The organism is Nocardia sp. NPDC058480, from assembly GCF_042720495.1.
Lineage (GTDB): Bacteria > Actinomycetota > Actinomycetes > Mycobacteriales > Mycobacteriaceae > Nocardia.
Map to the genome: position 1 here is coordinate 308,790 of NZ_JBHXMN010000001.1, position 23,698 is coordinate 332,487.

Genomic DNA, 23,698 nt, shown 5'->3' on the forward strand with positions numbered 1-23,698 from the left:
GAGGAGGGCACCACACAGTGGGTCGTCATCGGAAACAGCCTGCTACGACAGTTCGGCGTAGCTCGCTCATCGCACTGACCGGTTTGGTCCCCGCTGGATTGGTAGCCGTTACCGCGGCCGCCACCGAGGCGACCACGGCAACCAACGCAGCTGTCGAGCACGACCTGCTGCCCGGCGCCGAGCCCGAGGCGGCGGCCGATCTGGTCGCGGCGCCTCAGGCCGAATTCGCCGAGGTCGCTCACGCGGAAGCGCGGCAGTCGGCCTCGGCCACACCGGTCGTGAAAACCGTTGCGCTGTCGGGAGATCGCTCGTCCGCCGATATGCCCGCGGGTCCGCTCGGCATTCCCGGCATCGCCGTCGCCGCCTATCAGACCGCCGAAGAGCAACTGTCCGTGGAGAATCCGCACTGCGGGATGTCCTGGTCGCTGCTGGCGGGCATCGGCCGCGTCGAATCCACCCATGCCTACGGCAAGGCCGACGCGCAGGGCAATCCGATCAAGGCGGTCTACGGACCCGTCCTCGACGGCAGCCTCTCGGGCAACAACGTCATCCACGACAGTGACGGCGGCGAGCTCGACGGCCTCGGCGGCTACGACCGCGCCATCGGCCCGATGCAGTTCCTGCCCGAAACCTGGCACCGCTACGCCGCCGACGGCAACGCCGATGGCATCGCCGATCCCCAGAACCTCTTCGACGCGGCCCTCACCGCGGGCCGCTACCTGTGCGACGGCGGCCTGAACATGCGCGATCTCTCGCAGCAGTCGAAGGCGATCCTGCGCTACAACAACTCGATGGCCTACGTCGCCAACGTGATGGCCTGGTCGGGTTCCTACTCCAGCGGCCTCGCCCCCAAGCCCCAGGACCTGCCCCAGATCCACTAGGAATCGACCCCACCACCATCGACTGTCGTCCCCGGATCGTCGACTGATCCAAGGGCGCATAACATCGGGGTATGTCAGTGATTACGGAAGCGGATGTGCGTGCGGCGCTCGCGAAGGTCGACGACCCGGAGATCCGCAAGCCGATCACCGAGTTGGGGATGGTCAAGTCCATCGCCATCGCCGACAGCGGTGATGTGCATATCGAGATCTATCTGACCACCTCCGGGTGCCCGTTGCGGACCGAGATCATTCAGCGGGTCACCAAGGCCGTCGCGGATGTCAACGGCGCGGGCGCGGTGACTGTCGACCTCGATGTGATGAGTGATGAGCAGCGCACCGAGCTGCGTAAATCGCTGCGCGGCGATTCGGCCGAGCCGGTCATCCCGTTCGCCCAGCCCGGTTCGCTGACCCGCGTGTACGCGGTGGCCTCCGGTAAGGGTGGCGTCGGCAAGTCCAGCGTCACCGCCAACCTGGCCGTCGCGCTGGCGCAGCGTGGGCTGTCGGTCGGTGTGCTCGATGCCGATATCTACGGCCACTCCATCCCGCGGATGCTCGGCACCGACGCCCGCCCGACCCAGGTCGAGCGGATGATCATGCCGCCCGTCGCGCACGACGTGAAGATGATCTCGATCGCGCAGTTCACCCAGGGCAATACCCCCGTGGTGTGGCGCGGCCCGATGCTGCACCGCGCGCTGCAGCAGTTCCTCGCCGACGTGTTCTGGGGCGACCTGGACGTGCTGCTGCTCGACCTGCCGCCCGGCACCGGCGACGTCGCGATCTCCATCGCCCAGCTCATCCCCAGCGCCGAGATCCTGGTCGTCACCACCCCGCAGATCGCCGCCGCCGAGGTGGCCGAGCGCGCGGGTGCGATCGCCCTCCAGACCCGCCAGCGCATCGCCGGGGTCGTGGAGAACATGTCCTGGCTCGACCTGCCCGACGGTTCCCGCATGGAGCTCTACGGCTCCGGCGGTGGCCAGGTCGTCGCCGACCGCCTCACCCGCGCCGTTGGCTCGAATGTGCCGCTGCTGGGCCAGATCCCGATCGAGCAGGCGCTGCGCGAGGGCGGCGACGAAGGCAACCCGATCGTGCTCTCCGACCCGGAGAACCCGGCCGCCGTCGCCCTGCGCGGCGTGGCCGACAAACTCGCCGTCCGCAAGCGCGGCCTGGCAGGCATGTCCCTGGGAATCGACACCACCCGTCATCTCTGATTGAGGACTTGTCAGTGGCGTTGCCTAGGCTGTTTCTATGCTGACGCTGCTTCTATACGTGCTCATCGTCGGGTTGGTCGCGGCGATGCTGTTTCTCGTCGCCAGTGCGGTGTTCGGGCGGTCCGAGGAGCTCGGGCCGTTGCCCGAGGGGACCACCGCTACCGTGCTGCCCGCCGATGGGGTCACGGGGGCCGATGTGCGGGCATTGCGGTTCCAGCAGGTGGTGCGCGGATACAAGGCCGGCGAGGTCGACTGGGCGCTGGGCAGGCTGGCCGCGCGGATCGATGAACTCGAGTTCGAGGTGGCGCAGGCTCGGCAGTGGCAGCCGCAGGTGGCGGCGGGCAGGGATCGCGAGTGAGCGAGCTCGCCGACGACGGCCTCGTTCGCTGCGACTGGTCGACCGGCTCACAGCTGTACCGCGATTACCACGACACCGAGTGGGGCAGGCCCCTGCACGGCGACGACGCCATGTTCGAGCGGCTCTGCCTCGAGGCATTCCAGTCCGGGCTGGCCTGGATCACCGTCCTGCGTAAGCGACCCGCCTTCCGCACCGCGTTCGCCGGGTTCGAGATCGCGAAGGTCGCCGAATTCGATGATCACGACCGCGCGCGGCTGCTCGCCGACGTCGGCATCGTGCGCAACCGCGCCAAGATCGACGCGGTGATCAACAACGCCCGGGTTGCTCGCGACCTGCCGGTGAGTCTCGACGAGCTGGTGTGGTCGTTCGCACCCGCGCCACGCCCACGGCCCACCTCGATCGCGAATGTGCCCGCCACCACACCTGAATCCATTGCTCTGGCAAAGGAATTGAGGCGTCGCGGGTTCGCTTTCGTCGGCCCGACGACGGCGTATGCCCTCATGCAGGCAACCGGCATGGTGGACGATCACCTGGAGGTTTGCTGGGTGAGCGCGGCACCGAACGGAACCGACTCGGCAGTCACATTTCGCACTCAGGTGTCCGCCCGCGACGGCAATAGGGAAGAATAGGACCGGTGTGGCCCGCCGAACACCCGGCGAGCCCGCTGGTTGGCGACAACCGGCAGACGAGAAAACAGTGCGCAGAACCACCGCGCAGATCTGGAGGGAGCAGAGGATGGCGGCCATGAAGCCCCGTACCGGGGACGGTCCCCTCGAAGCAACCAAGGAAGGTCGTGGAATCGTCATGCGGGTTCCACTCGAGGGTGGCGGGCGTCTGGTCGTCGAACTCACACCGGACGAGGCTGCGGCGCTCGGTGACGAACTGAAAAGCGTCACCAGCTGAATGCGCTGACCGAGGTCGCCGCACTTCTGGCCTGCCCGGAGTGCGGCGATGAACTGCAACCGCACGATCGTGCGCTGCGATGCGGTACCGGCCACAGCTTCGACATCGCCCGTCAGGGTTATGTCGGGCTGTTGACCGGCGCATCGACGAAAATGACCGGCGATACCGCCGACATGCTCGACGCCCGCGCCGCTTTTCAGGGTGCGGGCCATTTCGCCCCGATCGCCGCGGCGATCGCTCGCGCCTTCGACACCGATCCCACGGTGCTCGAGATCGGCGCGGGCACGGGCTACTACCTCGCCGATGTGCTCGACGCGCATCCCGGCGCCCTCGGCATCGCCTTGGATGTGGCCAAGCCTGCCGCCCGCCGAGCCGCTCGCGCGCACCCCCGGATGGCCTCCGTGCTGGCCGACGCCTGGCGTGGGCTGCCCGTGCGCGACGACGCCACCACCGGCGTGCTCTCGGTCTTCGCCCCGCGTAACCCCGCCGAAGTCGCCCGCGTCCTCGCGCCGGGCGGGCGCTTCGTCGTCGTCACGCCAACGGCTCGTCATCTCGGCGAGCTGATCGGCCCCCTCGGCATGGTCAGTGTCGACCCCGACAAGGACCGCCGCCTGGCCGACTCCCTGGCAGGCACCTTCACCCGCGCCGAGCACACCCTCGTCGAGTTCCCGATGAAGCTGTCGCGCCCCGACGTCACCAATGTCGTCGCGATGGGGCCGTCCGCTTTCCACGGCACCCCCGCCGATGACCCACGCATCGCGGCGCTACCCGACAGCACCGAAGTGACGGCCTCGGTAACCGTGTCGACCTACTTACCGCGCAACTGACCGCACACGTCGCACCGAGACCCAGCTGGGCATGCTGCCGTCAGACCCCGGCAATACACTTCGGCCTCCCGCGCCGTCGGCAGTGCTCGGCCCTAGCGCAAAACGCTCCGGTACACCTCGAGCGTGCGCTCGGCGATCCGCGTCCAGTCGAACTCCGCGATCGCCCGCGCCCGCCCGGCCTCGCCATAACGCGCGGCCAGCGCAGGATCCCCCGCGACCTCGTTCACCGCGGCCGCGAGTCCCCGCTCGTACTCCCCCGTCGCCTCCGGGTCGTAGTGCACCAATCGGCCGGTGACCACGTCGACGACCACCTCGGGAATCCCACCCACATCGGAAGCGACGACGGCGGTCGCGCACGCCATCGCCTCCAGGTTCACGATGCCGAGCGGTTCGTACACCGACGGGCACACGAATACCGAGGAGGCGGACAGGATCTGGCGGACCTGCTCGGCGGGGAGCATCTCCTTCACCCAGAAAACGTTGCCGCGCTGCCGCAGCAATCCGGCGACGGCGGCGGCGACCTCCACCTCGAGTTCCTTGGTATCGGCCGCGCCCGCACACAGAACCAGCTGGATATCGGGGTCGAACGAGGCGGCCGCGGCGAGCAGATGCCCGACGCCTTTCTGCCGGGTGATCCGCCCCACGAACGACACGATCGGCAGGTCGGCGCGCACCCCGAGCCGGTCGAGCACCGGCACCTCGGCACCGGCGGGCGGGCCAGGATGCCACACACTCGCGTCGATACCGTTGTGCACCACATGAACTCGATCGGGATCGATCGCGGGGTAGGCGTCGAGCACGTCGTGACGCATGCCTTCGCTCACCGCGATCACCGCATCGGCGTGCTCCATCGCAGTGCGTTCCGACCACGACGAGAGCCGATAGCCACCGCCGAGCTGCTCGGCCTTCCACGGCCTGCGCGGTTCCAGCGAATGCGCCGTGAGTACATGCGGAATCCCCGACAGCATGGCGGCGAGATGCCCGGCCAAGCCCGCGTACCAGGTGTGCGAATGCACCACGTCCACACCGCCGGCGGCATCGGCCATCCGCAGCTGCGCCGACATCATCTGCAACGCGGCGTTGGCGGCATACAGCTCGGGGTCGGGGCGGTGCACCACGGCACCGTTGCGCGGCGCGCCCATACAGTGCACGGTGACATCACAGAGCTCGCGCAGCCGGGCTGTGAGCTCGGTGACATGAACTCCCGCACCGCCATACACCTCGGGCGGATATTCCCGGGTCAGCATGGCGACCCGCAGCGGTTGCGCCGGAGTCTGCTCGCTGTCGGTGCCGTCACTCACTGGTCCTAAATTAGACCCTCGGGTCGACATGGGCCACCGTTGCCGCGCTGGCCCTGTACTTTGAGCAGGGTGAGGAGCCAGCCGCACGTACTCGGGATCGTGCTCGCCGGTGGCGAGGGCAAACGACTGTTTCCACTCACGGCCGACCGGGCCAAGCCCGCGGTTCCGTTCGGTGGCGCGTACCGGCTGATCGACTTCGTGTTGAGCAACCTCGTGAACGCGGGATATCTACGCCTGTGCGTCCTCACCCAGTACAAGTCGCATTCGCTCGATCGCCATATCTCACAGACCTGGCGGCTGTCCGGTTTCACCGGTGAGTACATCACCCCGGTGCCCGCGCAGCAGCGTCTCGGACCGCGCTGGTACACCGGCAGCGCCGACGCGATCATGCAGTCGCTCAACCTGATCTACGACGAGGACCCCGACTACATCGTGGTGTTCGGCGCCGACCACGTGTACCGGATGGACCCGGAGCAGATGGTGGCCAGCCATATCGCCTCGGGCGCTGGCGTCACTGTCGCCGGGATCCGGGTGCCCCGCGCCGAGGCGAGCGCGTTCGGCTGCATCGACACCGACGAGTCCGGCAAGATCACCCAGTTCCTGGAGAAGCCCGCGCACCCGCCGGGCACTCCCGACGACCCGAACGTGACGTTCGCATCGATGGGCAACTACGTGTTCACCACGCGCGTGCTGGTCGACGCGATCCGCGCCGACGCCGAGAACTCCGATTCCGACCACGATATGGGCGGCGACATCATCCCGACGTTGGTCGCCGCCGGCCAGGCCGCCGTCTACGACTTCGCCGACAACGACGTCCCCGGCGCCACCGAACGCGACCGCGGCTACTGGCGCGACGTCGGCACCATCGACGCCTTCTACGAGGCGCACATGGACCTGGTCTCGGTGCACCCCGTGTTCAACCTCTACAACAAGCACTGGCCGATCCGCGGCGCCGCCGAGAACCTGCCGCCCGCGAAATTCGCCCAGGGCGGGCTCGCCCAGGAATCGATCGTCGGGGCGGGCTCGATCCTGTCGGCGGCCACGGTCCGTAATTCGGTGCTGAGCTCGAATGTGGTGATCGAGGACGGCGCCACGGTCGAGGGCAGTGTGTTGATGCCCGGTGTGCGGATCGGGCGTGGCGCGGTGGTGCGCCACGCGATCCTGGACAAGAACGTAGTGGTCGGCGAGGGCGAGATCATCGGCCTCGATCTCGATCGTGACCGGGAGCGTTTCGCGGTCAGCAACGGCGGTGTGGTCACCGTAGGCAAAGGAATCTGGGTCAGTTAGGCGGCCGCCCGCCAACACCTCATCCCCGTGACGCGCAGAGCAGACCGTCACCGATCGGGATCAAGACGCTGGTGAGCTCCGGATTCTCCGCGATCGCGCGGGTCGCCGCGCGCACCGCCTGCGTGGCCGGGTCGCGCTGAGACTGATCAGGAACGCGCCCACCGAGCAGCGCGTTGTTGAGGATGAACGCGCCGCCCTCACGCAACAACCGCACGCCTTGTTCGACGTAATGGGGGTGTTCCATCGGCGCCGCGTCGATGAAGACCAGGTCATAGGAGCCATCGGCCAGCCGGGGCAGCACGTCCAGCGCGCGCCCGTTGATCAGTCGCGTGCGCGACGGCGTGATCTCGGCGGTCCGGAACGCCTCCTTGGCCGCGCGCTGATGCTCGGGTTCGGAGTCGATCGTCGTCAGGGTCCCGTCCTCGCGCATCCCGTCGAGCAGCCACAGCCCACTGACGCCTGCCCCGGTACCCACCTCGACGACCGAGCGCGCGCCCAGCATCTGCGCGTACATGCTCAGCAGTGCACCGACCGCCGCCGGCACCGGCGCGGCACCCAATTCGGTGGCCCGCTCGCGCGCTTCGAGAAGAACCTCGTCCTCGACGACGGACTCCTCCACATAGGCCAGATTCCGCTCCACGTTCGATGCCACAGCTATGAGGCTAGGCCACCGGAGGGGTCTGTGTATTCAGCAAAGGGACGGATCCGGCACTGTGTCGCGCAGATCCCGGACAATTGCCGAAGATTTGCGGATCGGTCACAACGGTCCCGGAACTGCTAGTTCTTCGTTGCCGACGGGACTAGGGTTGATTCTGACCAGAATTCTCAGGTCACACTCAGGATCTCCACATCTGACCCATATCAGGGCAGGAAATAGTTGCCCTACGCAAGGCCAGCCGATCGCGGCGGGCACGAGACTCGGGAACAACCGCACACAGTTGCTGGTTGATTGTCGATAAGCAAGGTTCGCTGACCCGGACCAGCCAGGTTTCGTGCCAGCGGTCCCGAGTAGGAGGTGTCCCATCCCGATGGTAGACACGGCACGTCAAGACGCCACCGACCAGACTCTGCCCGCCGAACTCACCGCGGCAGAAGCCGAAGAACTCGACGCCGAACTCACCGGCACCGCCGCTTTCGACGCGACCGGCGATCGCGCCGCCATGCCGTCGTGGGACGAGCTGGTCCGCGAGCACGCCGACCGGGTCTACCGCCTGGCCTACCGCCTCTCCGGCGACGCCCAGGATGCCGAAGACCTCACCCAGGACACCTTCATCCGGGTATTCCGCTCGCTGCAGAACTACCAGCCCGGCACGTTCGAGGGCTGGCTGCACCGCATCACCACCAACCTGTTCCTCGACATGGTCCGCCGCCGCAACCGCATCCGGATGGAAGCGCTGCCCGAGGACTACGACCGGGTACCCGCCGAAGGCCCCACCCCCGAAGACGCCTACCACGACTCCCGCCTCGACCCCGACCTGCAGAAAGCACTCGATTCGCTGGCGCCGGAGTTCCGCGCCGCGGTCGTGCTGTGTGACATCGAGGGTCTGTCCTACGAGGAGATCGGCGCCACGCTCGGTGTGAAACTGGGCACCGTGCGCAGCCGGATCCATCGCGGGCGTCAGGCATTGCGCGAGTACCTCGCGCATAATGGAAGTGAGCAGCGGTACTCCGCGCAAGCCCCATCGGTGTGACGGGCGTTCGACGTCACCGGGGCCTCTCGGTTGATGTCGGTCGGAAGGAAGAACTCCGCGTGAGTGAGCGAAGCGAGCGGCAGAGGAACCACGCCGTGACCCCGGTCATGCCGGAACCGAGCGCCGATGAGGTGCGGGCATGAGCGTGGATCCCAGTGCCGCAGGTCGCCCGCCGCGCTTTCAGCCCACCGAGCATCTGGCCAGCGAGGCTGTCGCGGCCTTCGTCGACGGCGAACTGCGAATGAACGCCTATCTGCGTGCCGCCCAGCATCTTTCGGTCTGCCCCGAATGCGCGGCCGAGGTCGATGCCCAGCAGCAGGCGCGGATCGCGCTGCGCCGGGCCGCCGAGGTGGCGATTCCGCGCAGCCTGCACGACAGCCTCTCGCGCATCCCGCTGGCCGATCTCCCCGGCAACGCACCCGAACCGCAACGCCGTAACGAGGCATTTCTCGGATTCATCACAGATTCCTTCACCGCGACCCGGTGGACAACGTGGCGGCGCAAGTAGAGTCTGCGACGTGACAGGCGAATCGACGAATTCCGGATCGGCCGAGCACTCGGATTCAGGAGACAAGCGGGGCACGCTGCGCCCTTCCGACGCACCGAGCCTCGGTCCGCGCCCGGTCTACCGGCCGCACATCGACAGCCACACCGCGCGTGCGTTCCGCCGCCCGAACGGCCAAGCCGGTTCGTTCGCACCGCACGATCCACAGCGCGCGGCCGGTAGAGGCGCCGACGAAGGACTCGTGCAGCGCCCGCCGGACGGTGTGCTCGCCGAGGCGTTCGCCCGGCCCGAGGGCTCCTCGGAGCTGTTGCAGCGCGAGCCCGGCGCCGACGAGCCGAAGACGGTCATCGCGGGTCCGGTCGACCCGTGGCGCGATCCCGACGCGGCGGCCCGGCTCGGCGCTCCCGCGGTGGACACTCCCCCGCCCGTCCGGCTGCCTGTCGCGGACAAGCTGAGCGCGCGCGAGGTGCTGTTCGGTTCGCGGGTGGCGCCCAAGGCATTGGCGATGCTGGCCGCGCTGGCACTCGGCATCGCCGTCGTCGGCGGGCTCGTCGGCCGGGTCACCGCCGAGACCGCGTCCACGCTCACCTCACGCAAGGTGACGCTGGATCAGAGCGCGGGTGTCGAGACACCGCACAGCCAGATCGCCGCCGTCGCCAATGCCGTACTGCCCTCGGTGGTCTCGATCCGGGCCACGGTCGGCGACAACGGCGCGACCGGTTCCGGTGTGGTGATCGACGGCGGGGGTTACGTCGTCACCAACAATCACGTGATCTCGATGGCCGCGACCGACAAGTCCAACCGGGCCGCCATCCAGGTGCAGTTCTCCGACGGCACCCGGGTGCCCGCGCAGATCGTCGGGCGCGATCCCAAGACCGACCTCGCGGTGCTCAAGGTCGAGGCGAAGAACCTGACGGTGGCCAATCTCGGCAAATCCGCCGACGTGCAGGTCGGCGACGATGTGCTCGCGATCGGCTCACCGCTCGGCCTGAGCAAGACCGTCACGTCCGGCATCGTCAGCGCCCTGCACCGCCCCGTGAAGCTCGCGGGCGAGGGCAGCGATACCAACGCGGTCATCGACGCCGTGCAGACCGACGCCGCGATCAACCCGGGTAACTCCGGTGGCGCGCTGGTCGACATGCAGGGCCGGGTGATCGGCATCAACACCGCCATCCGCAGTGAGACCGGCGGTTCGGTTGGCCTCGGCTTCGCCATCCCGGTCGACGTGATGACCACGGTCACCCAGACCCTGATCCGCGACGGCCAGATGCACCACCCGGTGATCGGCCTGAGCGCGCGCACCAAGACCGTCGCCAACGAGGTGATGAGCGGTGCGGCCGTCGCCGATGTGGCGCCGGGCAGCCCCGCCGACAAGGCGGGCATCGTCGAGGGCGACGTGGTGGTGCGGGTCGGCGACCGCGAGGTCACCGGGCCCGACGAGCTGGTGGTCGCGGTGCAGTCGCGCAAGATCGGCGAGACGGTGAACGTGCAGTTGATCCGCGATGGCAGGCAGGTGGACGTGCCTGTCACCCTCGAATCCGACTGACCTGCGGGCGCGCGCGCCGGGTAACCTGGATTCGTGTTCAGCAACATCGGGTGGAGCGAGATGATGATCCTGCTCGTCGCCGCCCTCGTGATCCTCGGCCCGGAGCGACTGCCCGGCGCTGTCCGCTGGACCACCGGCGCGCTGCGCCAGGCACGCGACTACGCCAGCGGCGCCACCTCCCAGCTGAAGCAGGAACTCGGACCGGAGTTCGACGACCTGCGCAAGCCGCTCGCGGAGCTCAACGAGCTGCGCGGGATGAGCCCGCGGGCCGTGGTCACCAAACACCTGCTGGGCGGCGACGATTCGGTGCTGCGCGATCTGGAGAGCGCGGTGCCCGACAAGAAGCAACTGTTCGGCACCAGCAGCGGCATGCCCGGTGCCCCGTCGACACCCGCGCCGCAGAAGTCGCTCGAGCACAACGAGCGCCCCCCGGTCGACTACGACGCGACCTAGACCACCGAACACACCGCACGGTCGGCATTTGCTACGAGATCGCGCCGGTCGGACTCTGCGGCGACGACCTCGCTTCTCTGTGATTTGCCGATAAATCCGCATCCGAGGGTGTTGTCTCGCAAGACAGTTCGATGTCAACGGTTATAGACACACAATGCTGTCGAGCTGTCTAGACTTCGCACATGTCGGCCGATGACGTGGCACGAGTTTTCGCGATCGAGGACAAGGTCGAGAGACTCAAAGCAGCCACCGACGGGGTGGCGGCTGCTCAGCAGACCATCAACGAACTAACCAGGATCCGGCGGGCCGTGATCCGAGAACTCCATGCCGACGGCTGGACGTTCGCCCGGATCGGCGCCGCCGCCGGATTGTCGCGTGCGCGCATCCACCAGGTGAGCACCCAGGGCCCAGTTCCCGAAGGATTGTTCTTCGGCCACGGCACACTGACCGTGCTCGCCCCCGAGGTCCGCTCGGGCAGGCTACTCGGCGCACCCGACCCGCAAGCCGCTCAGCGCCTGGCCGAGCTGCTGCGCCAACTCGGCTTCGCCGCCAACGTCGAGACGTTCATGCCGGGCAGGCCGATCGACCTCAATCGCGACGGGCTGGTGATCCTCGGCGGCCCCGAGCTCTCGCCCAGTCTGCGCCAGCTCGTGGTGGCCGATCCGCGCCTGCGCCGGACCGTCACCAGAGCGGGCGATACCCGGCGCGGCATCGAGGACAGGGCCGCGCGCCGTGTCTACCGCCCCGGTGGCACCGAACCGCACGACATCGCCTACCTGGCCCGGCTCCCCCGGCCCGACCGCCGCGGCAGCATCATGTTGATCGATGGCCTGCATCCGCCCGGCTCGCTGGGTGCGATCCGATTGCTGGCGACCCGATTGGCGACCCTGCACGAGCGTGCGAGCAGTCATTTGTTCTCGGTTCTCATCGCAGTCCGGTACGACCGCGCTACCGGTGAACCGGTTGATGCGGATCTACTCACCCCGGTATACCGCCATGAAACAGACCCCAAGTTGGCTACGACCCGGGTTCGTCCCTAGGCTGATCTAAACTCTCCGTGCTTAGTGATCTGCATCACTGTACTGTTATGGATCACAAGTCGTCCGCGATGGTTAGATTGCTAGCGAGTAACCGAGTGTGAGTAGGTGAGCATCACATGTTCTCGTCTCCAGAGGCCAGCGCATGCCGGGTTCTGCCGGTACGCGCGGCAGGTCACCCACGGCCCGTTCCGCCCTTCGAGGCGGAGCCGGCTACCGGCGACGTCATCGTCACCACCCATCGCGTGACCTATAGCGACCGCCTGAAGGTCTTCATCGGCCCGCACGAGGACGTGGACAGCTTCCTGCGCCCGTTGCGGCGGATGGATGGTCGCCAGCGCTACGCGCTCGATCTGACCGTGCTGTCCGAGCCGGTGCCCGCCACCGAGGTCACCACGACGGTGAGTTCGGCGCGCGGCGATCTCGCGCTCGGCTGCGCCGGTTCGGCGGATGCCATGACCCTGCAACTGCGCACGAGGGTCGACCACGTCACCCGGCGCTTCACCCTCGGACTACCCGGCGGCCGACTCGGCCTGCCGACGGTGTACCTCCCGCACGGCGACGAGGACACCTACGTCTACCCCGAAGAGGTGTTCACCGCCGACAACGCGGTGGCGATCTTCCGCGACTTCTTCCACGCCGGTACGGTTTCCGCCGGTCTGCAGCACCGCGAGATCCTCGACTGAGCGCTTCTCGCCGCGCGCGAATGCTCGACGATAGCTAGGCTGGTCAGCAGGTCACAACGCCTCGACGGTGACTGTGAGAGGCCGGTGCGTCATGCGTGATCTCCTCGGACAGCTGCTCGAACTGCTCCCCGATCAGGCCGTGGCGCTGGCCAGGATCGTCGATCGGACAGGTGCGGGTCCACGCGAGACCGGGGCCGCGATGGCGGTGACCGACGACGGCCGCGTGCTCGGCTCACTGTCCGGTGGCTGCGTCGAATCGGCGGTGCTCACCACCGCAGGCCAGGTTCTCCTCGACGGCCACGCGAGCCGCGAGCGGTTCGCGGCCGCCGACCAACTCAACGTCGGCCTCCCGTGCGGAGGCGAGATCGAAGTCTTCGTCGAACGCCTCGACCACAACGATCTGCCCGCCTTGCGCGCACTCCACACCGCACTCGACGTCCACCACCCGGTCGCCTACGCCACCACCCTCGAACCGACCCCCGACCGAAAACTCTTGCGCCCCGGCGATTGCGCCCCCTGGCGCGGCCTCGACCACGACGCCGCCGCCCTCCTCGCCGCAGGCCACAACGGACTCATCGGCGCCCAGGACTGCACGCCCGCCCTGGCCGAACGCCCCCGCACGTTCGTTCAGGTCTTCCGCTCCCCCGCCCGGATGATCCTGGCCGGCGCCAACGACTACACCCGTGCCATGACCGTCGCCGCGGCGAACCTCGGCTACCACGTCACCGTCGTGGACGCCCGTGAAACCTTCACCACCCCAGCCCGTTTCCCGGCGGCCGACGAGGTGGTGGTCGACTGGCCGCACCGCTATGTGGAAGCCGAACAGGATGCGGGCCGCATCGACAACCGCACCGTCATCTGCGTCCTCACCCACGATCCCAAATTCGACGTCCCTCTCCTGACTTCGGCCCTACGCCTACCAACAGTCGGTTTCATCGGTGCCCTCGGCTCCCGCCGAGCCCACACCGACCGCACCACCCGCCTCCACGAATCCGGCCTCGCTGACACCGAAATCGCCCGCATCCGAAGCCCTCTCGGCCTCGATCTCAACGCCAACACCCCCGAGGAAACCGCGATTTCCATCCTCGGCCAAATTCTCGCCGAACGGAGCGGCGCCACAGCGAAACCCCTAGCAACGCTGGATGGTCCGATCCACGGCCCCGGAGAAAGTGCCAAAACCTAGAGACTCGTGGCATGCGGGGCGGATGGCGTGGACGCCATCGGGGCAAACCATCAACCCGATGTAGGCAGTGGCACGCACCGACTGTTCATCTACTACACACTTCGATACAGTTTGTATCGAAGTTCTGGAACAGAGTGTTCGAAAGGAGCGCCGTGCGACCACCCGACCCACGAACGGTGCGCAGTCTCGATGCTGCGCTCGCCTCGGCCAGAGAGCTATTGGTCGAGCAGGGAGTGGCCGGTCTGACGCATGGCGCGGTCGCGGCCCACAGTGGAATCAGCCGGGCCACGCTGTACCGGCTCTGGCCGGAGCCGACCGATCTGGTCCGCGCCACATTGACCAGGCACATCACCCTCGCGCAGTCGCAGCCGACCGGAGATCTGCGTGCCGATCTGCTGACCGAGCTGTCAGCCACCCGCGCGATGCTGCACGACCCGGTGACCGAGCAGGGGATGCGCGTGATGATCGAAAGGGCCGCTGTCGACCCGAAATTCGCCGAGGTCAAGGAGGCGCTGTACCGGTCGGGAACCCGGGCGGTGCGCGCGATTCTGGCCCAGGCCGTTACCCGTGCCGAACTGCCGGCCGAACTCGATATCGATCTAGCCGTCGATCAGCTGCATGGTCCGCTGTTCTTCCGGCGACTGGTCTCCCATCGGACCTTCGACGTCGACTATGTGCGCGACGTCATCGACGACTTCCTGCGCAGCCGCGCCTCGAAAACCCCACACCAGCAAGGAACCTCGTGACATGACGACCATCGTCTCCAGAAGTCTGTCCGCTCCACGCGCTCTCGCCGTGCTCGTTGCGGTCATCACCGCATTCGGTGCCCTGCTGGCCGATTTCGTCATCCCGGGCGGCGCTGTCCAGCACCTACGCAACGACGACTGGCCGCCGCACGCGAAATTCCACGATGCCCAATACATCGTCATGTCCATCCTGCTCGGTGCCCTCGCACTGATCCTGCTGATCGGTCGCGGCAACATCACCCGATCCCGGATCTGGACGTCCTGCGCCCTCCTCGCCACCCCTTGGCTGGGTCTACTGGCCGCGTTCCTGTTCCCCGGCACCGCCATCGAGGACCCCGGATTCGACAATCCGACTATCCTCGGCCTCCACCCCCAGGTCCTGCTGGCCGCGATCCTGCTGATCCTCCTACTCACCGCAGGCCTGCTCACCACCCGTTCGCAACCGCGGGGCTGAGACGACAAGCGCCGCACCGGTCTACGGCGATGCGGCGCTCGAAGTAATTCGGCTACGCCGCGACCTGTTCCGGTCGAAGGGTTTTCATCGGGGGTCGGTCTTCGAGCGAGACCGTGGTGGTGTGGGCGATGAATTCGCCTTCGATCAAGGGGAACTGGGTCAGCGGAGCGCCGGAGTCGGGGACGCCGCTGCGGCGTAGCGCGGTGCCGAGGATCTGGCGGCTCATCACGCCCAGGTCGGACAGCGGGCGGTTGCGGTGGGTGCGCACGCCCAGGTTGACCTGGGTGATGGCATCCAGGCCCATGTGGTCGTAGGTGTCGAGGAGCAGGCCGATCTCCACGCCGTAGCCGGGCGCGAACGGGACCGCGGTGAGCAGTTCGCGGGTGCCCGCGTATTCGCCGCCGAGCGGCTGGAGGACCTGGGCCAGTTCGGGACGCAGGGCCGCCAGCAGGGGGCGGGCGACGAGTTCGGTGACGCGGCCGCCGCCGTTCGCGTCGACGGACTCGCCTTGGCGCAGCGGGCGGCGGTAGTAGGCCTTGGACAGGTGCGTGCCCTCCATGGTCAGCAGCGGGCCGAGGAGCTTGGGCACGAAGTCGGGGTCGGGGTCGATCAGGTCGGAGTCGACGAAGGCGATCAGGTCGCCGGTGGTGGCCGCCAGCGATCGCCACAGCACCTCGCCCTTGCCGGGGACCGGCTCGAGCTCGGGAACGGCTTCCTCGCGCGAGATCACCTCGGCGCCCGCCGCGCGTGCGCGTTCGGCGGTGGCGTCGGTGGACCCGGAGTCCAGCACGATCAGTTCGTCGACGAGCGTGCCGAGCAGCGGCCGGATACTGGCCACGACATCGGCGACGGTGTCCTGTTCGTTCAGCGCGGGCAGCACCACCGAAACGGTGCGGCCCGCCTTGGCGGCGACGAGTTCGCCGACCGTCCAGTCAGGGGTGTCCCAGGTGTGGGTGGTGGCCCAGGCGGGCTCGCGGTGTTGGATTTTCATGCCAGACCTCGCAGAGTTCGTGCGGGGGGACGGATGCCCTGGATCGCGGCGATCATGTCCACGACCCGCCGGGTTTCGGCGACTTCGTGAACCCGGAAGATCCGAGCGCCCGCGGCGGCCGACCATGCGGTTGCCGCCAGTGTGCCCTCGACCCTTTCGGTAAGACCTACCCCTAGAGTCTCCCCGATAAAATCCTTGTTGCTCAGTGCCATCAGTACTGGCCATCCGGTTTTTACAAGACCGTCGATTCCGCGCAACAACTCGAGCCCGTGATAGGTGTTTTTTCCGAAATCATGGGTGGGATCGATCACGATCCCATCGGCTCGCACGCCCGAGGCCGCAGCATTTTCGGCCGTGGCGACGACGGTGGCGGTCACCTCGGCCACCACATCGGCATACCGAACACGATGCGGACGGGTGCGCGGCACGGCGCCACCGGTGTGGCTGCAAACGATGCCGGCACCCGTATCGGCGGCGACGTGCACGAGGTCGGGGTCGGCACCGGCCCAGGTGTCGTTGATCAGGTCGGCACCGACGGCGACCGCCGCCCGCGCGACCTCACCGCGCCAGGTATCCACACTGATCAACAGGTCCGGATACTTCGCCCGGATCGCCGCGACGAACGGCACCACCCGCTGCGTTTCCTCGGCCGCGTCGACGGTGACCCCCGGCCCCGCCTTCACGCCGCCGATGTCGACCAGATCGGCGCCCTCGTCCACCGCACGCGAAACCCGTTCCATCGCGGCCTCGTCGCTGAACGTGGCACCACGGTCGTAGAACGAGTCCGGCGTGCGATTCACGATCGCCATCACCAACGCGCGATCGGTCGCCACTTCACGCCCACAAAAAGTCTCGTTCCGCCTCCCCGAGACTTCTGCCGACAACTCGGGACCGCGACTGCTTGTGCTCCGGGCAGGCGGTTCGTTCTCTGGTCGGGGTCCGGGCGTGCCCGACGAGTTACCCATGTGCATTCCCGCCCCTCCGCGACTTATGGCCAGACTCGAGTGGTCGGAATTCGCGTTGGCGACCTGCGGACAGGCGTCGGCAAAGTCTGCCCGTCCCCGACAAGTTACCCATGTTCATGCGAAATCAGAAGTTACCTTGCTAGCGCGGGGCGCGACCGGACGCGACGTCTTCGGCGTATTCGTCGTAAGCGGGGATGTAGCCGTCTTTCGGACCGGACAGCACGTACAGCTGACTGTCGGGGTCGGGCGCGTAACCCTGCTTGCGCAATTCCACCTTCCGGCTCTTGAACGTCGAGGTCTGCTCCAATTCGGCGACCACGCGCACGTACAGCGGGACCGCGTACAGCGGCAGCCGCCCGTAGGCGGTCGTCGCCAGGGTCTTCCCGTCGAAGGTGGCCTCGGCGGACAACGTGATCGCTGCCATGCCTGCCTTGCCGTCGGTGCCGGGAATGTCGACACCGTAGACAACGGCTTGCTCGATGCTCGCGTCGTGCCCGAGTGCGCCCTCGACCTCGGTGGTCGCCACGTTCTCGCCCTTCCAGCGGAAGGTGTCGCCGAGCCGGTCGACGAACGCGATGTGCCAGAAATGCTGATCGCGGACGAGGTCGCCGGTGTCGAACCAGCAGTCGCCCTTCTTGAAGCCGTCACGCACCAGCTTGGATTCCGACGCCTTCTCGTCGGTGTAGCCGTCGAACGGCTGGCGGTTGTTCACCTTCGCCAGCAGCAGCCCGACCCCGCCGGACCGCACCCGGCGCAGCTTCCCATCGCTACCGCGGCGAGCATGGCCGGTCTCGTCGTCGTACTCGACGACCGCGTAGGGCAGCGGGCACAGGCCGACGGTCCGGTCGATACCGAACGCGTTGACGAACGCCAGCGGCGCCTCGCTCGACCCGTAGAACTCGACCACCCGGCCGATCCCGAACCGGCGACGGAACTCGTCCCACAGCTCGGGCCGCAGCCCGTTGCCGACGGCCAGCCGGACCCGGTTGCCCTGCTCACCGGGCCGCACCGGCTGGTTGATCAGGTACCTGCACAGCTCACCGATGTAGATGAACGCGGTCGCCCGCTCGCGTGCGATCTCGCCCCAGAACCCCGACGCCGAGAACTTGCGGCTGAGCACATAGGTCGATTCGCCCGCGAGCACGGCCGACAGCGCGACCGTGAGCGCGTTGTTGTGATAGAGCGGCAGGCAGCAGTACAGGGCGTCGTCGGCACGCAACCGGATGCCGAGCCCGCCGAGCCCGGACATGCTCTTGGTCCAGCGCTGATGGGTCATCACGCTGGCCTTGGGCAGACCGGTCGTGCCGGAGGTGAAGATGAGGAACGCCCGCTCCCCTGCCAGGACCTGCTCGCACACGGCGGGGTCGGAATCGGTTGCGGTGCGAGCGGATTCGTCCAGTTCCTCGGCGGTGAACACATTCGCCGCGGGCTCGGGCAGCGAATCCAGCGCCTCCGAGCACTCCTCGCCGACGACAGTGAGCACGCTGCCCAGCAAGCCGATGCTGTGTGCCAGCACCTGATCTCGCTGGTTGTAGTTGAGCAGGCCGACCGTGGCGCCGAGCTTGAGCACGGCCAGTACCGTGAACAGGGTTTCGGGCCGGTTGGTCATCAGCACACCGACCACATCACCGCGCTGCACCCCGCGCACGGAAAGCACCGCGGCGTACCGGTTCACCTCGCTGTTGGCGGCGCGGTAGGTGTAGGAGCGGCCTTCGAAACGCAGGAACACCCGGTCGGGCCTGCGGTGCGCGACCCGCTGGAAATACAGCCCGATGGAGGCTTTGTCCTTGGGCCCCACCAGCATTCCGCGCGCGTTGCGCAGCATGCCGGGAGCGTCGAGTGCCATTCCGGGCAGGGCCTTGGCCAGGTCGAACACGCTTACCGTGTCGCGGGCGTCTTTGCTCACGTCGATCTCTCCTACTGTGCGGCCGCGGCCGGTTCCAGCGCGGCGAACGCTGCGGGCAGGTCGGTGGCCACGATGAGCCGGTCACGTGCCTGCCTCGGCACAATTGTGCGCTCGGACAGTTCGTCGATCCAGCGGAACAGGCCGTCGTAGAAGCCGTTCGCGTTCAGCAGCACAACCGGTTTGGTGTGTTCACCGAGGTAGCCGCCGGTCCAGGTCTCGAACAGTTCCTCGAGTGTCCCGATGCCGCCCGGCAGGGTGAGAAACGCGTCGGCCCGCTGTTCCATCAGCTGTTTGCGCTGGCGCATCGTGTCGGTGACGAGCAGTTCGTCGGCGCCGACATCAGCGACTTCCTTGTGCACCAGATGTTTCGGGATCACCCCGATGGTGTGCGCGCCACCGGCCCTGGCAGCGGTGGCGACCGCGCCCATCATCGACACATGACCACCACCGGAAACCAATTGCCAACCGCGCCGGGCGATTTCGGTGCCGACGCGCGCGGCGAGGCTGATCAGGTCGGGATCGGTGGTGCTGGCGGAGCAGTAAACGCAAATGGAGTAGCTCACCACTGATCCTCGGTGCCGAGACGCTCGATGTTGGCGTGGTCGCCGGTTTCGCCCTGGATGATCCGCACGACCTCGTCGACGCTGTCGGTGAGCTGGATCAGATCGAGATCGGTGGGCGAGATCTTGCCCGAACCCGCCAGCGAGCTGCGCATCCAGTCGACCAGACCGGACCAGTAGTCGGTGCCGAACAGGATGATCGGGAACCGGGTGATCTTGCGGGTCTGCACCAGGGTGAGCGCCTCGAACAGTTCGTCGAGGGTGCCGAAGCCACCGGGCAGGCAGACGAAGGCCTGGGAGTACTTCACGAACATCGTCTTGCGGACGAAGAAGTACCGGAAGTTGATCCCCAGATCCACCCACTCGTTGAGCCCCTGCTCGAACGGCAGCTCAATCCCGAGCCCGATCGAGTAGCCGCCCGCCTCCGAGCAACCACGGTTGGCCGCTTCCATCGCACCGGGCCCACCGCCGGTGATCACCGCGAAACCGGCCTCGGTGAGCGCGGTGCCGATCGCCTTGCCTGCCACGTACTCGGGATGGTCGGGGCCCGTACGCGCCGACCCGAACACCGTCACCGCGGGCGGGATCTCGGCGAGCGCGCCGAAACCCTCGACGAACTCGGCCTGGATCCGCAGCACCCGCCACGGATCGGTATGCACCCAATCGCTGTCCTGCCGCGTATCGAGCAGGTTCCGGTCCTCGGTCCGCACGCCGGGCTTGCGCTCCCGGCGGAACATCACCGGACCACGAAACTTCGGTCTGACCTTCCCAACCTGCTCATCAGCGGACATGACCCCAACTTACTGTGTCGGATTCCGGGCACGGGCGCGCACTTCTCGATCGGTCGTCCGCAACCCTCTCGGCGCTCTGCCGGAACCCCTACACGCACTCGGATCTACTATGCCGCGAAGACGGTTCGGAAGGTAGTGAGGATGGTCTCGCCAGGGGTCCGGTCCAGTATTGCGAAGGTGATCTCATCAAAGTGCCCATTGAACCGCCCACCATCGGCTAGCAGTGCATGGAAGGCACCGGCCACCATGCCTGGGTCGTTGCCGTAGGCGCCGCAACCCCAGGCGCCCAGTACCAAACGCCGGTAGCCGACCGCTGTTTCGAGAATGCGCTCGGCGCGGGTGGCCAGCACCGCGGGTATTCGATGCGCCTGGCTCGCCAGCTCCTGCATGATCACGTTGGTCCGGGGCGCCGGGCAAGTGAGGAAGCCGACCATATAGGGGCTGTCGAGCAGGACGCCCGTGTCGTCGCGGAAGACAGGCACGGCGGGAGACAGGATCACGCGGTCGCTGTAGAAAGGGTCCGGTGTGCGTCGGTGGTGCTCGTAGTATTGCGGCACGGCCAGCAGGGTGGTGTACAGCGCCGACGCTCTACACAGGGCTTCTTCTTGGGTGCGGGCGCCGGCGAGGTAGTGGCCGCCGGGATTGCGGGCGGACGCGAAATTCAGGACGGCGACCGGCTCCGGATCGGTATCGTGCATCCGGAGCGCCGCGGCGAGGCTGCTCTCCCCGGTCACTGTGATGACGGTGGTGGCCTCGCCGCGGGTGATGACCGGGACCGGGTCGGGACCGTACATCCGGGTTCCCTGAACGGCGGCTTGCACCCTCGATGTCAACGAGACATAGTCTCCGCCGGGCGCCAGGTAACCGCCAGCTGCGATGATCTGCTCGTTGTCGGCGGCGATGGCTCGGAAGCGTTCGGACACGCCCACAATGCTCTCATGGCTCGAGACAACCGCCAGCCCAGCCACCGCATCGCGGTCTCGTCACCCTCGTGCCGATCACCCGCTCCGAGAATGTATTTCGCAACCCACTGCAGAGACTCCGGGATTTCGGTACCCACGAACTATGACTCCGTCGACTGCTTCAGCTGAGCCGCGCGGGTCGCTCATCACGCAGGTGCTCCAGCCCTGCGCAAAAGTCCGAACGACCCTCCGCGCTTGCGCACATCACGCGCGCGAGAGGTAGGTCCGCAGCATTGCGGTGACGGCGGTGATCTGGCTCAGCGGGACGTGTTCGTCGCGTTTGTGGGCGAGGTTGGGGTCGCCGGGGCCGAAGTTGACGGCGGGGATGCCGCGGGCGGCGAAGCGGGAGACGTCGGTCCAGCCGTATTTGGCGCGTACGCCGCCACCGCCGTGGGCGTTGACCGAGTCGATGAGGGTGCGGGCGGCCGGAGCGGTCAGGCCGGGGAGCGCGCCGGGAGAGGAGTCGGTGACTTCGAAGGCGATGTCGAGTCCGTCGAAGACCTCGCGGACATGCGCGATGGCTTGCTCGACGGTGCGGTCGGGGGCGAAACGGAAGTTCACATCCACCTCGGCGATATCGGGCACCACATTGCCCGCGACCCCACCCGAGACCCGAACGGCCGACAGACCCTCGCGGTACACACAACCGTCGATATCGACCTCGCGTGCCGCATAGGCCGACAACCGCGCCAGCACCGGCGCGAGACCGTGAATCGCGTTCTCCCCCAGCCATGCTCGCGCCGAATGCGCGCGTACACCCGAGGTGGTCAATCGCACCCGCAAGGTGCCCTGGCACCCGGCCTCGATCCAACCGGCCGACGGTTCACCGAGAATCGCCAAATCTCCTTCGAGCCATTCCGGCAATTCGCGCTCGATACGTCCGAGGCCGTTGAACTCCGCGGCGATCTCCTCGCCGTCGTAGAAGATCAGCGTCAAATCGTGGGCCGGATCGGCGATCGTGGCGGCCAGGTGCAGGAATACCGCGTCGCCGGACTTCATATCGACTGTGCCACAACCGAACAGCACCGCTTCGCCGTCGACTTCAGCCGGTCGGCTCGGCACATTGTCCGCGATCGGCACAGTATCGAGATGTCCCGCCAGAATTACCCGCGTCGGCAGTCCGCGCTGTGTCCGCGCCAGCACCACATTGCCGTGCCGCACCACTTCGAACCCGGTGGTCTGCTCCCGGATCGCCTGCTCGACCAGGTCCGCGATCTTGGCCTCGTCGCGCGAAACGCTCGGCACGTCGACGAGGTCGGCGGTCAGCTGGATGGGATCGGCACGCAAATCGAGGGTCACATCTCGACACTAGTACGGGCGAGCCACCGATCCACGGATCCGGGCGAAGCAGACCGCGTGGTCCAACGCACAGGGCCCGCGGCACACCGCAACGGCTGGAACGGGCAAAATGGCGTCCGTGAGTATTCAGGGAGCAACTGCAGTCGGTATCGCCAATGTGACCTCGGACGGGACCGTCCTCGATACCTGGTACCCCAGCCCCGCGCTGGGCGAGTTCACCGAAACCGGCTCCCAGCGCCTCGACGCCGCTGAGGTGCCCGAGTTCGCCGAGCTGCTCGGCGTGGACGCGGCGCGTGGGGTCGAGGTCGTCGCGGTGCGCACCACGATCGCGGACCTGTCGGCCGCCCCGATCGACGCGCACGAGGTCTACCTGCGCCTGCACCTGCTCTCGCACCGTCTCGTCCAGCCGCACGGCCTGAACCTCGACGGCCAGTTCGGCCTGCTCAGCAATGTCGTGTGGACCAACCACGGCCCGTGCGCGGTCGACGGCTTCGAGCAGACCCGGCTGAAGCTGCGCGCCCGCGGCCCGGTGACGGTGCTCAGCGTCGACAAGTTCCCCCGCCTGGTCGACTACGTGGTCCCCTCCGGCGTGCGCATCGGTGACGCCGACCGGGTCCGCCTCGGCGCGCACCTCGCCGCGGGCACCACGGTCATGCACGAGGGCTTCGTCAACTTCAACGCGGGCACCCTCGGCAACTCGATGGTCGAAGGTCGTATCTCGGCCAGTGTCGTGGTCGGCGACGGTTCCGATGTGGGCGGCGGCGCTTCCATCATGGGCACCCTGTCCGGCGGCGGTACCCAGGTCATCTCGGTCGGCGAGCGTTCGCTGCTCGGCGCCAATTCGGGCCTCGGCATCTCCCTGGGCAACGACTGCGTGATCGAGGCGGGTCTCTACGTCACCGCGGGCACCAAGGTCACCGGACCCGACGGCACCGTAGCCAAGGCCGCGAGCCTGTCCGGTCAGGACAACCTGCTGTTCCGCCGCAATTCCACCACCGGCGCTGTCGAGGTCGTTCCGCGCAAGGGCACCGGCGTCGAACTCAACGCCGCACTGCACGCCAACGATTGAAATATCGCGAATTCTTGACGGTACGTCTTGAATTGCCGCGGTAGTTTATGTTTTCGTTACGCTTCGTGCGCCGTCCCGATCGGGGACAG

General features: G+C 67.4%; 26 protein-coding genes. 17 read left to right on the forward strand and 9 right to left on the reverse strand.

Annotated elements, in window-relative coordinates:
* Positions 1–17: 17 nt before the first annotated feature.
* The 6 genes from ACFWO8_RS01410 to ACFWO8_RS01435 all read left to right on the forward strand — a co-directional run bounded on the left by ACFWO8_RS01410 (position 18) and on the right by ACFWO8_RS01435 (position 4,177).
* Positions 18–881, forward strand: a complete 864-nt coding sequence (locus ACFWO8_RS01410; RefSeq protein ID WP_378940524.1) for a lytic transglycosylase domain-containing protein — start codon at positions 18–20, stop codon at positions 879–881.
* 71 nt (positions 882–952) lie between these two features.
* A complete protein-coding gene (locus tag ACFWO8_RS01415) occupies positions 953–2,089 on the forward strand; it encodes an Mrp/NBP35 family ATP-binding protein (RefSeq protein ID WP_378940525.1) in 1,137 nt (378 codons plus the stop codon).
* A 37-nt stretch (positions 2,090–2,126) separates the two neighbouring features.
* Positions 2,127–2,447, forward strand: coding sequence for a DivIVA domain-containing protein (locus ACFWO8_RS01420; protein WP_378940526.1), 321 nt, complete (start codon positions 2,127–2,129; stop codon positions 2,445–2,447).
* Positions 2,444–3,076, forward strand: coding sequence for a DNA-3-methyladenine glycosylase I (locus tag ACFWO8_RS01425; RefSeq protein ID WP_378940527.1), 633 nt, complete (start codon positions 2,444–2,446; stop codon positions 3,074–3,076). Before ACFWO8_RS01420 ends, ACFWO8_RS01425 begins: the two co-directional genes overlap by 4 nt.
* A 106-nt stretch (positions 3,077–3,182) precedes the next feature.
* Positions 3,183–3,350 carry a DUF3117 domain-containing protein gene (locus ACFWO8_RS01430; RefSeq protein WP_011211259.1) on the forward strand — a complete coding sequence of 56 codons (168 nt, stop codon included), beginning with the start codon at positions 3,183–3,185 and terminating at the stop codon, positions 3,348–3,350.
* Positions 3,347–4,177, forward strand: coding sequence for a putative RNA methyltransferase (locus tag ACFWO8_RS01435; protein WP_378943039.1), 831 nt, complete (start codon positions 3,347–3,349; stop codon positions 4,175–4,177). The genes ACFWO8_RS01430 and ACFWO8_RS01435 overlap by 4 nt, the downstream gene beginning before the upstream one ends.
* A 92-nt stretch (positions 4,178–4,269) precedes the next feature.
* Here ACFWO8_RS01435 and glgA read toward each other — a convergent pair whose 3' ends face one another.
* Entirely contained in the window at positions 4,270–5,436 is a 1,167-nt protein-coding gene (glgA, locus tag ACFWO8_RS01440; RefSeq protein ID WP_378943044.1) for a glycogen synthase, read from the reverse strand.
* Positions 5,437–5,547: 111 nt separating this feature from the next.
* Here glgA and glgC point away from each other — a divergent pair, with 111 nt between their 5' ends.
* Positions 5,548–6,765: a glucose-1-phosphate adenylyltransferase gene (glgC, locus tag ACFWO8_RS01445; RefSeq protein ID WP_378940528.1), complete on the forward strand. Its 1,218-nt coding sequence runs from the start codon at positions 5,548–5,550 to the stop codon at positions 6,763–6,765.
* A 19-nt stretch (positions 6,766–6,784) separates the two neighbouring features.
* Here glgC and ACFWO8_RS01450 read toward each other — a convergent pair whose 3' ends face one another.
* Positions 6,785–7,417 (reverse strand): O-methyltransferase, encoded by a 633-nt coding sequence (locus ACFWO8_RS01450; RefSeq protein ID WP_378940529.1) that lies wholly within the window; start codon positions 7,415–7,417, stop codon positions 6,785–6,787.
* 376 nt (positions 7,418–7,793) lie between these two features.
* Here ACFWO8_RS01450 and sigE point away from each other — a divergent pair, with 376 nt between their 5' ends.
* The 9 genes from sigE to ACFWO8_RS01495 all read left to right on the forward strand — a co-directional run bounded on the left by sigE (position 7,794) and on the right by ACFWO8_RS01495 (position 15,066).
* Positions 7,794–8,456 carry an RNA polymerase sigma factor SigE gene (sigE, locus tag ACFWO8_RS01455; RefSeq protein WP_378940530.1) on the forward strand — a complete coding sequence of 221 codons (663 nt, stop codon included), beginning with the start codon at positions 7,794–7,796 and terminating at the stop codon, positions 8,454–8,456.
* A gap of 139 nt (positions 8,457–8,595) precedes the next feature.
* Positions 8,596–8,964: a hypothetical protein gene (locus ACFWO8_RS01460; RefSeq protein WP_378940531.1), complete on the forward strand. Its 369-nt coding sequence runs from the start codon at positions 8,596–8,598 to the stop codon at positions 8,962–8,964.
* A 10-nt stretch (positions 8,965–8,974) separates the two neighbouring features.
* Positions 8,975–10,507, forward strand: coding sequence for a trypsin-like peptidase domain-containing protein (locus tag ACFWO8_RS01465; RefSeq protein ID WP_378940532.1), 1,533 nt, complete (start codon positions 8,975–8,977; stop codon positions 10,505–10,507).
* A 33-nt stretch (positions 10,508–10,540) separates the two neighbouring features.
* A complete protein-coding gene (tatB, locus tag ACFWO8_RS01470; RefSeq protein ID WP_378940533.1) occupies positions 10,541–10,960 on the forward strand; it encodes a Sec-independent protein translocase protein TatB in 420 nt (139 codons plus the stop codon).
* A gap of 182 nt (positions 10,961–11,142) precedes the next feature.
* The gene (locus tag ACFWO8_RS01475; protein ID WP_056813397.1) at positions 11,143–12,000 is read left to right on the forward strand and encodes a hypothetical protein; all 858 of its coding nucleotides are present in this window, start codon (positions 11,143–11,145) and stop codon (positions 11,998–12,000) included.
* Positions 12,001–12,116: 116 nt separating this feature from the next.
* A complete protein-coding gene (locus ACFWO8_RS01480; protein ID WP_378940534.1) occupies positions 12,117–12,683 on the forward strand; it encodes a hypothetical protein in 567 nt (188 codons plus the stop codon).
* 91 nt (positions 12,684–12,774) lie between these two features.
* Positions 12,775–13,866, forward strand: coding sequence for an XdhC family protein (locus ACFWO8_RS01485; RefSeq protein ID WP_378940535.1), 1,092 nt, complete (start codon positions 12,775–12,777; stop codon positions 13,864–13,866).
* Positions 13,867–14,018: 152 nt separating this feature from the next.
* The gene (locus ACFWO8_RS01490) at positions 14,019–14,612 is read left to right on the forward strand and encodes a TetR/AcrR family transcriptional regulator (protein ID WP_378940536.1); all 594 of its coding nucleotides are present in this window, start codon (positions 14,019–14,021) and stop codon (positions 14,610–14,612) included.
* A gap of 1 nt (position 14,613) precedes the next feature.
* Entirely contained in the window at positions 14,614–15,066 is a 453-nt protein-coding gene (locus ACFWO8_RS01495) for a DUF6640 family protein (protein ID WP_378940537.1), read from the forward strand.
* A gap of 52 nt (positions 15,067–15,118) precedes the next feature.
* Here the strand turns inward: ACFWO8_RS01495 and ACFWO8_RS01500 are convergent, their stop codons facing one another.
* The 7 genes from ACFWO8_RS01500 to dapE form a co-directional block, all read right to left on the reverse strand.
* Complete coding sequence (locus ACFWO8_RS01500; protein WP_378940538.1) at positions 15,119–16,057, reverse strand: glucosyl-3-phosphoglycerate synthase; 939 nt, start codon at positions 16,055–16,057, stop codon at positions 15,119–15,121.
* Positions 16,054–17,022, reverse strand: coding sequence for a dihydropteroate synthase (gene folP, locus ACFWO8_RS01505; protein WP_378940539.1), 969 nt, complete (start codon positions 17,020–17,022; stop codon positions 16,054–16,056). Before folP ends, ACFWO8_RS01500 begins: the two co-directional genes overlap by 4 nt.
* A 139-nt stretch (positions 17,023–17,161) precedes the next feature.
* Complete coding sequence (locus ACFWO8_RS01510) at positions 17,162–18,928, reverse strand: long-chain-acyl-CoA synthetase (RefSeq protein WP_378940540.1); 1,767 nt, start codon at positions 18,926–18,928, stop codon at positions 17,162–17,164.
* 11 nt (positions 18,929–18,939) lie between these two features.
* Positions 18,940–19,491: a TIGR00730 family Rossman fold protein gene (locus ACFWO8_RS01515; protein WP_378940541.1), complete on the reverse strand. Its 552-nt coding sequence runs from the start codon at positions 19,489–19,491 to the stop codon at positions 18,940–18,942.
* Complete coding sequence (locus ACFWO8_RS01520) at positions 19,488–20,279, reverse strand: TIGR00730 family Rossman fold protein (protein ID WP_378940542.1); 792 nt, start codon at positions 20,277–20,279, stop codon at positions 19,488–19,490. Before ACFWO8_RS01520 ends, ACFWO8_RS01515 begins: the two co-directional genes overlap by 4 nt.
* 107 nt (positions 20,280–20,386) lie before the next feature.
* Positions 20,387–21,208 (reverse strand): TIGR02452 family protein, encoded by an 822-nt coding sequence (locus ACFWO8_RS01525; protein WP_378940543.1) that lies wholly within the window; start codon positions 21,206–21,208, stop codon positions 20,387–20,389.
* A gap of 237 nt (positions 21,209–21,445) precedes the next feature.
* Complete coding sequence (gene dapE / locus ACFWO8_RS01530) at positions 21,446–22,540, reverse strand: succinyl-diaminopimelate desuccinylase (RefSeq protein WP_378940544.1); 1,095 nt, start codon at positions 22,538–22,540, stop codon at positions 21,446–21,448.
* A gap of 118 nt (positions 22,541–22,658) precedes the next feature.
* Between dapE and dapD the strand changes: the two genes are divergently transcribed.
* A complete protein-coding gene (gene dapD, locus ACFWO8_RS01535) occupies positions 22,659–23,609 on the forward strand; it encodes a 2,3,4,5-tetrahydropyridine-2,6-dicarboxylate N-succinyltransferase (protein ID WP_378940545.1) in 951 nt (316 codons plus the stop codon).
* Positions 23,610–23,698 lie beyond the last annotated feature (89 nt).

Excerpts from the sequence above, each read along its gene's own strand:
- ACFWO8_RS01415 (WP_378940525.1), top strand. The coding sequence starts at position 953 with ATGTCAGTGATTACGGAAGCGGATGTGCGTGCGGCGCTCGCGAAGGTC.
- ACFWO8_RS01420 (WP_378940526.1), top strand. The coding sequence starts at position 2,127 with ATGCTGACGCTGCTTCTATACGTGCTCATCGTCGGGTTGGTCGCGGCG.
- ACFWO8_RS01430 (WP_011211259.1), top strand. The coding sequence starts at position 3,183 with ATGGCGGCCATGAAGCCCCGTACCGGGGACGGTCCCCTCGAAGCAACC.
- sigE (WP_378940530.1), top strand. The coding sequence starts at position 7,794 with ATGGTAGACACGGCACGTCAAGACGCCACCGACCAGACTCTGCCCGCC.
- ACFWO8_RS01460 (WP_378940531.1), top strand. The coding sequence starts at position 8,596 with ATGAGCGTGGATCCCAGTGCCGCAGGTCGCCCGCCGCGCTTTCAGCCC.
- ACFWO8_RS01475 (WP_056813397.1), top strand. The coding sequence starts at position 11,143 with ATGTCGGCCGATGACGTGGCACGAGTTTTCGCGATCGAGGACAAGGTC.
- ACFWO8_RS01480 (WP_378940534.1), top strand. The coding sequence starts at position 12,117 with ATGTTCTCGTCTCCAGAGGCCAGCGCATGCCGGGTTCTGCCGGTACGC.
- ACFWO8_RS01485 (WP_378940535.1), top strand. The coding sequence starts at position 12,775 with ATGCGTGATCTCCTCGGACAGCTGCTCGAACTGCTCCCCGATCAGGCC.
- ACFWO8_RS01495 (WP_378940537.1), top strand. The coding sequence starts at position 14,614 with ATGACGACCATCGTCTCCAGAAGTCTGTCCGCTCCACGCGCTCTCGCC.
- ACFWO8_RS01500 (WP_378940538.1), bottom strand. The coding sequence starts at position 16,057 with ATGAAAATCCAACACCGCGAGCCCGCCTGGGCCACCACCCACACCTGG.
- folP (WP_378940539.1), bottom strand. The coding sequence starts at position 17,022 with ATGGGTAACTCGTCGGGCACGCCCGGACCCCGACCAGAGAACGAACCG.
- ACFWO8_RS01520 (WP_378940542.1), bottom strand. The coding sequence starts at position 20,279 with ATGTCCGCTGATGAGCAGGTTGGGAAGGTCAGACCGAAGTTTCGTGGT.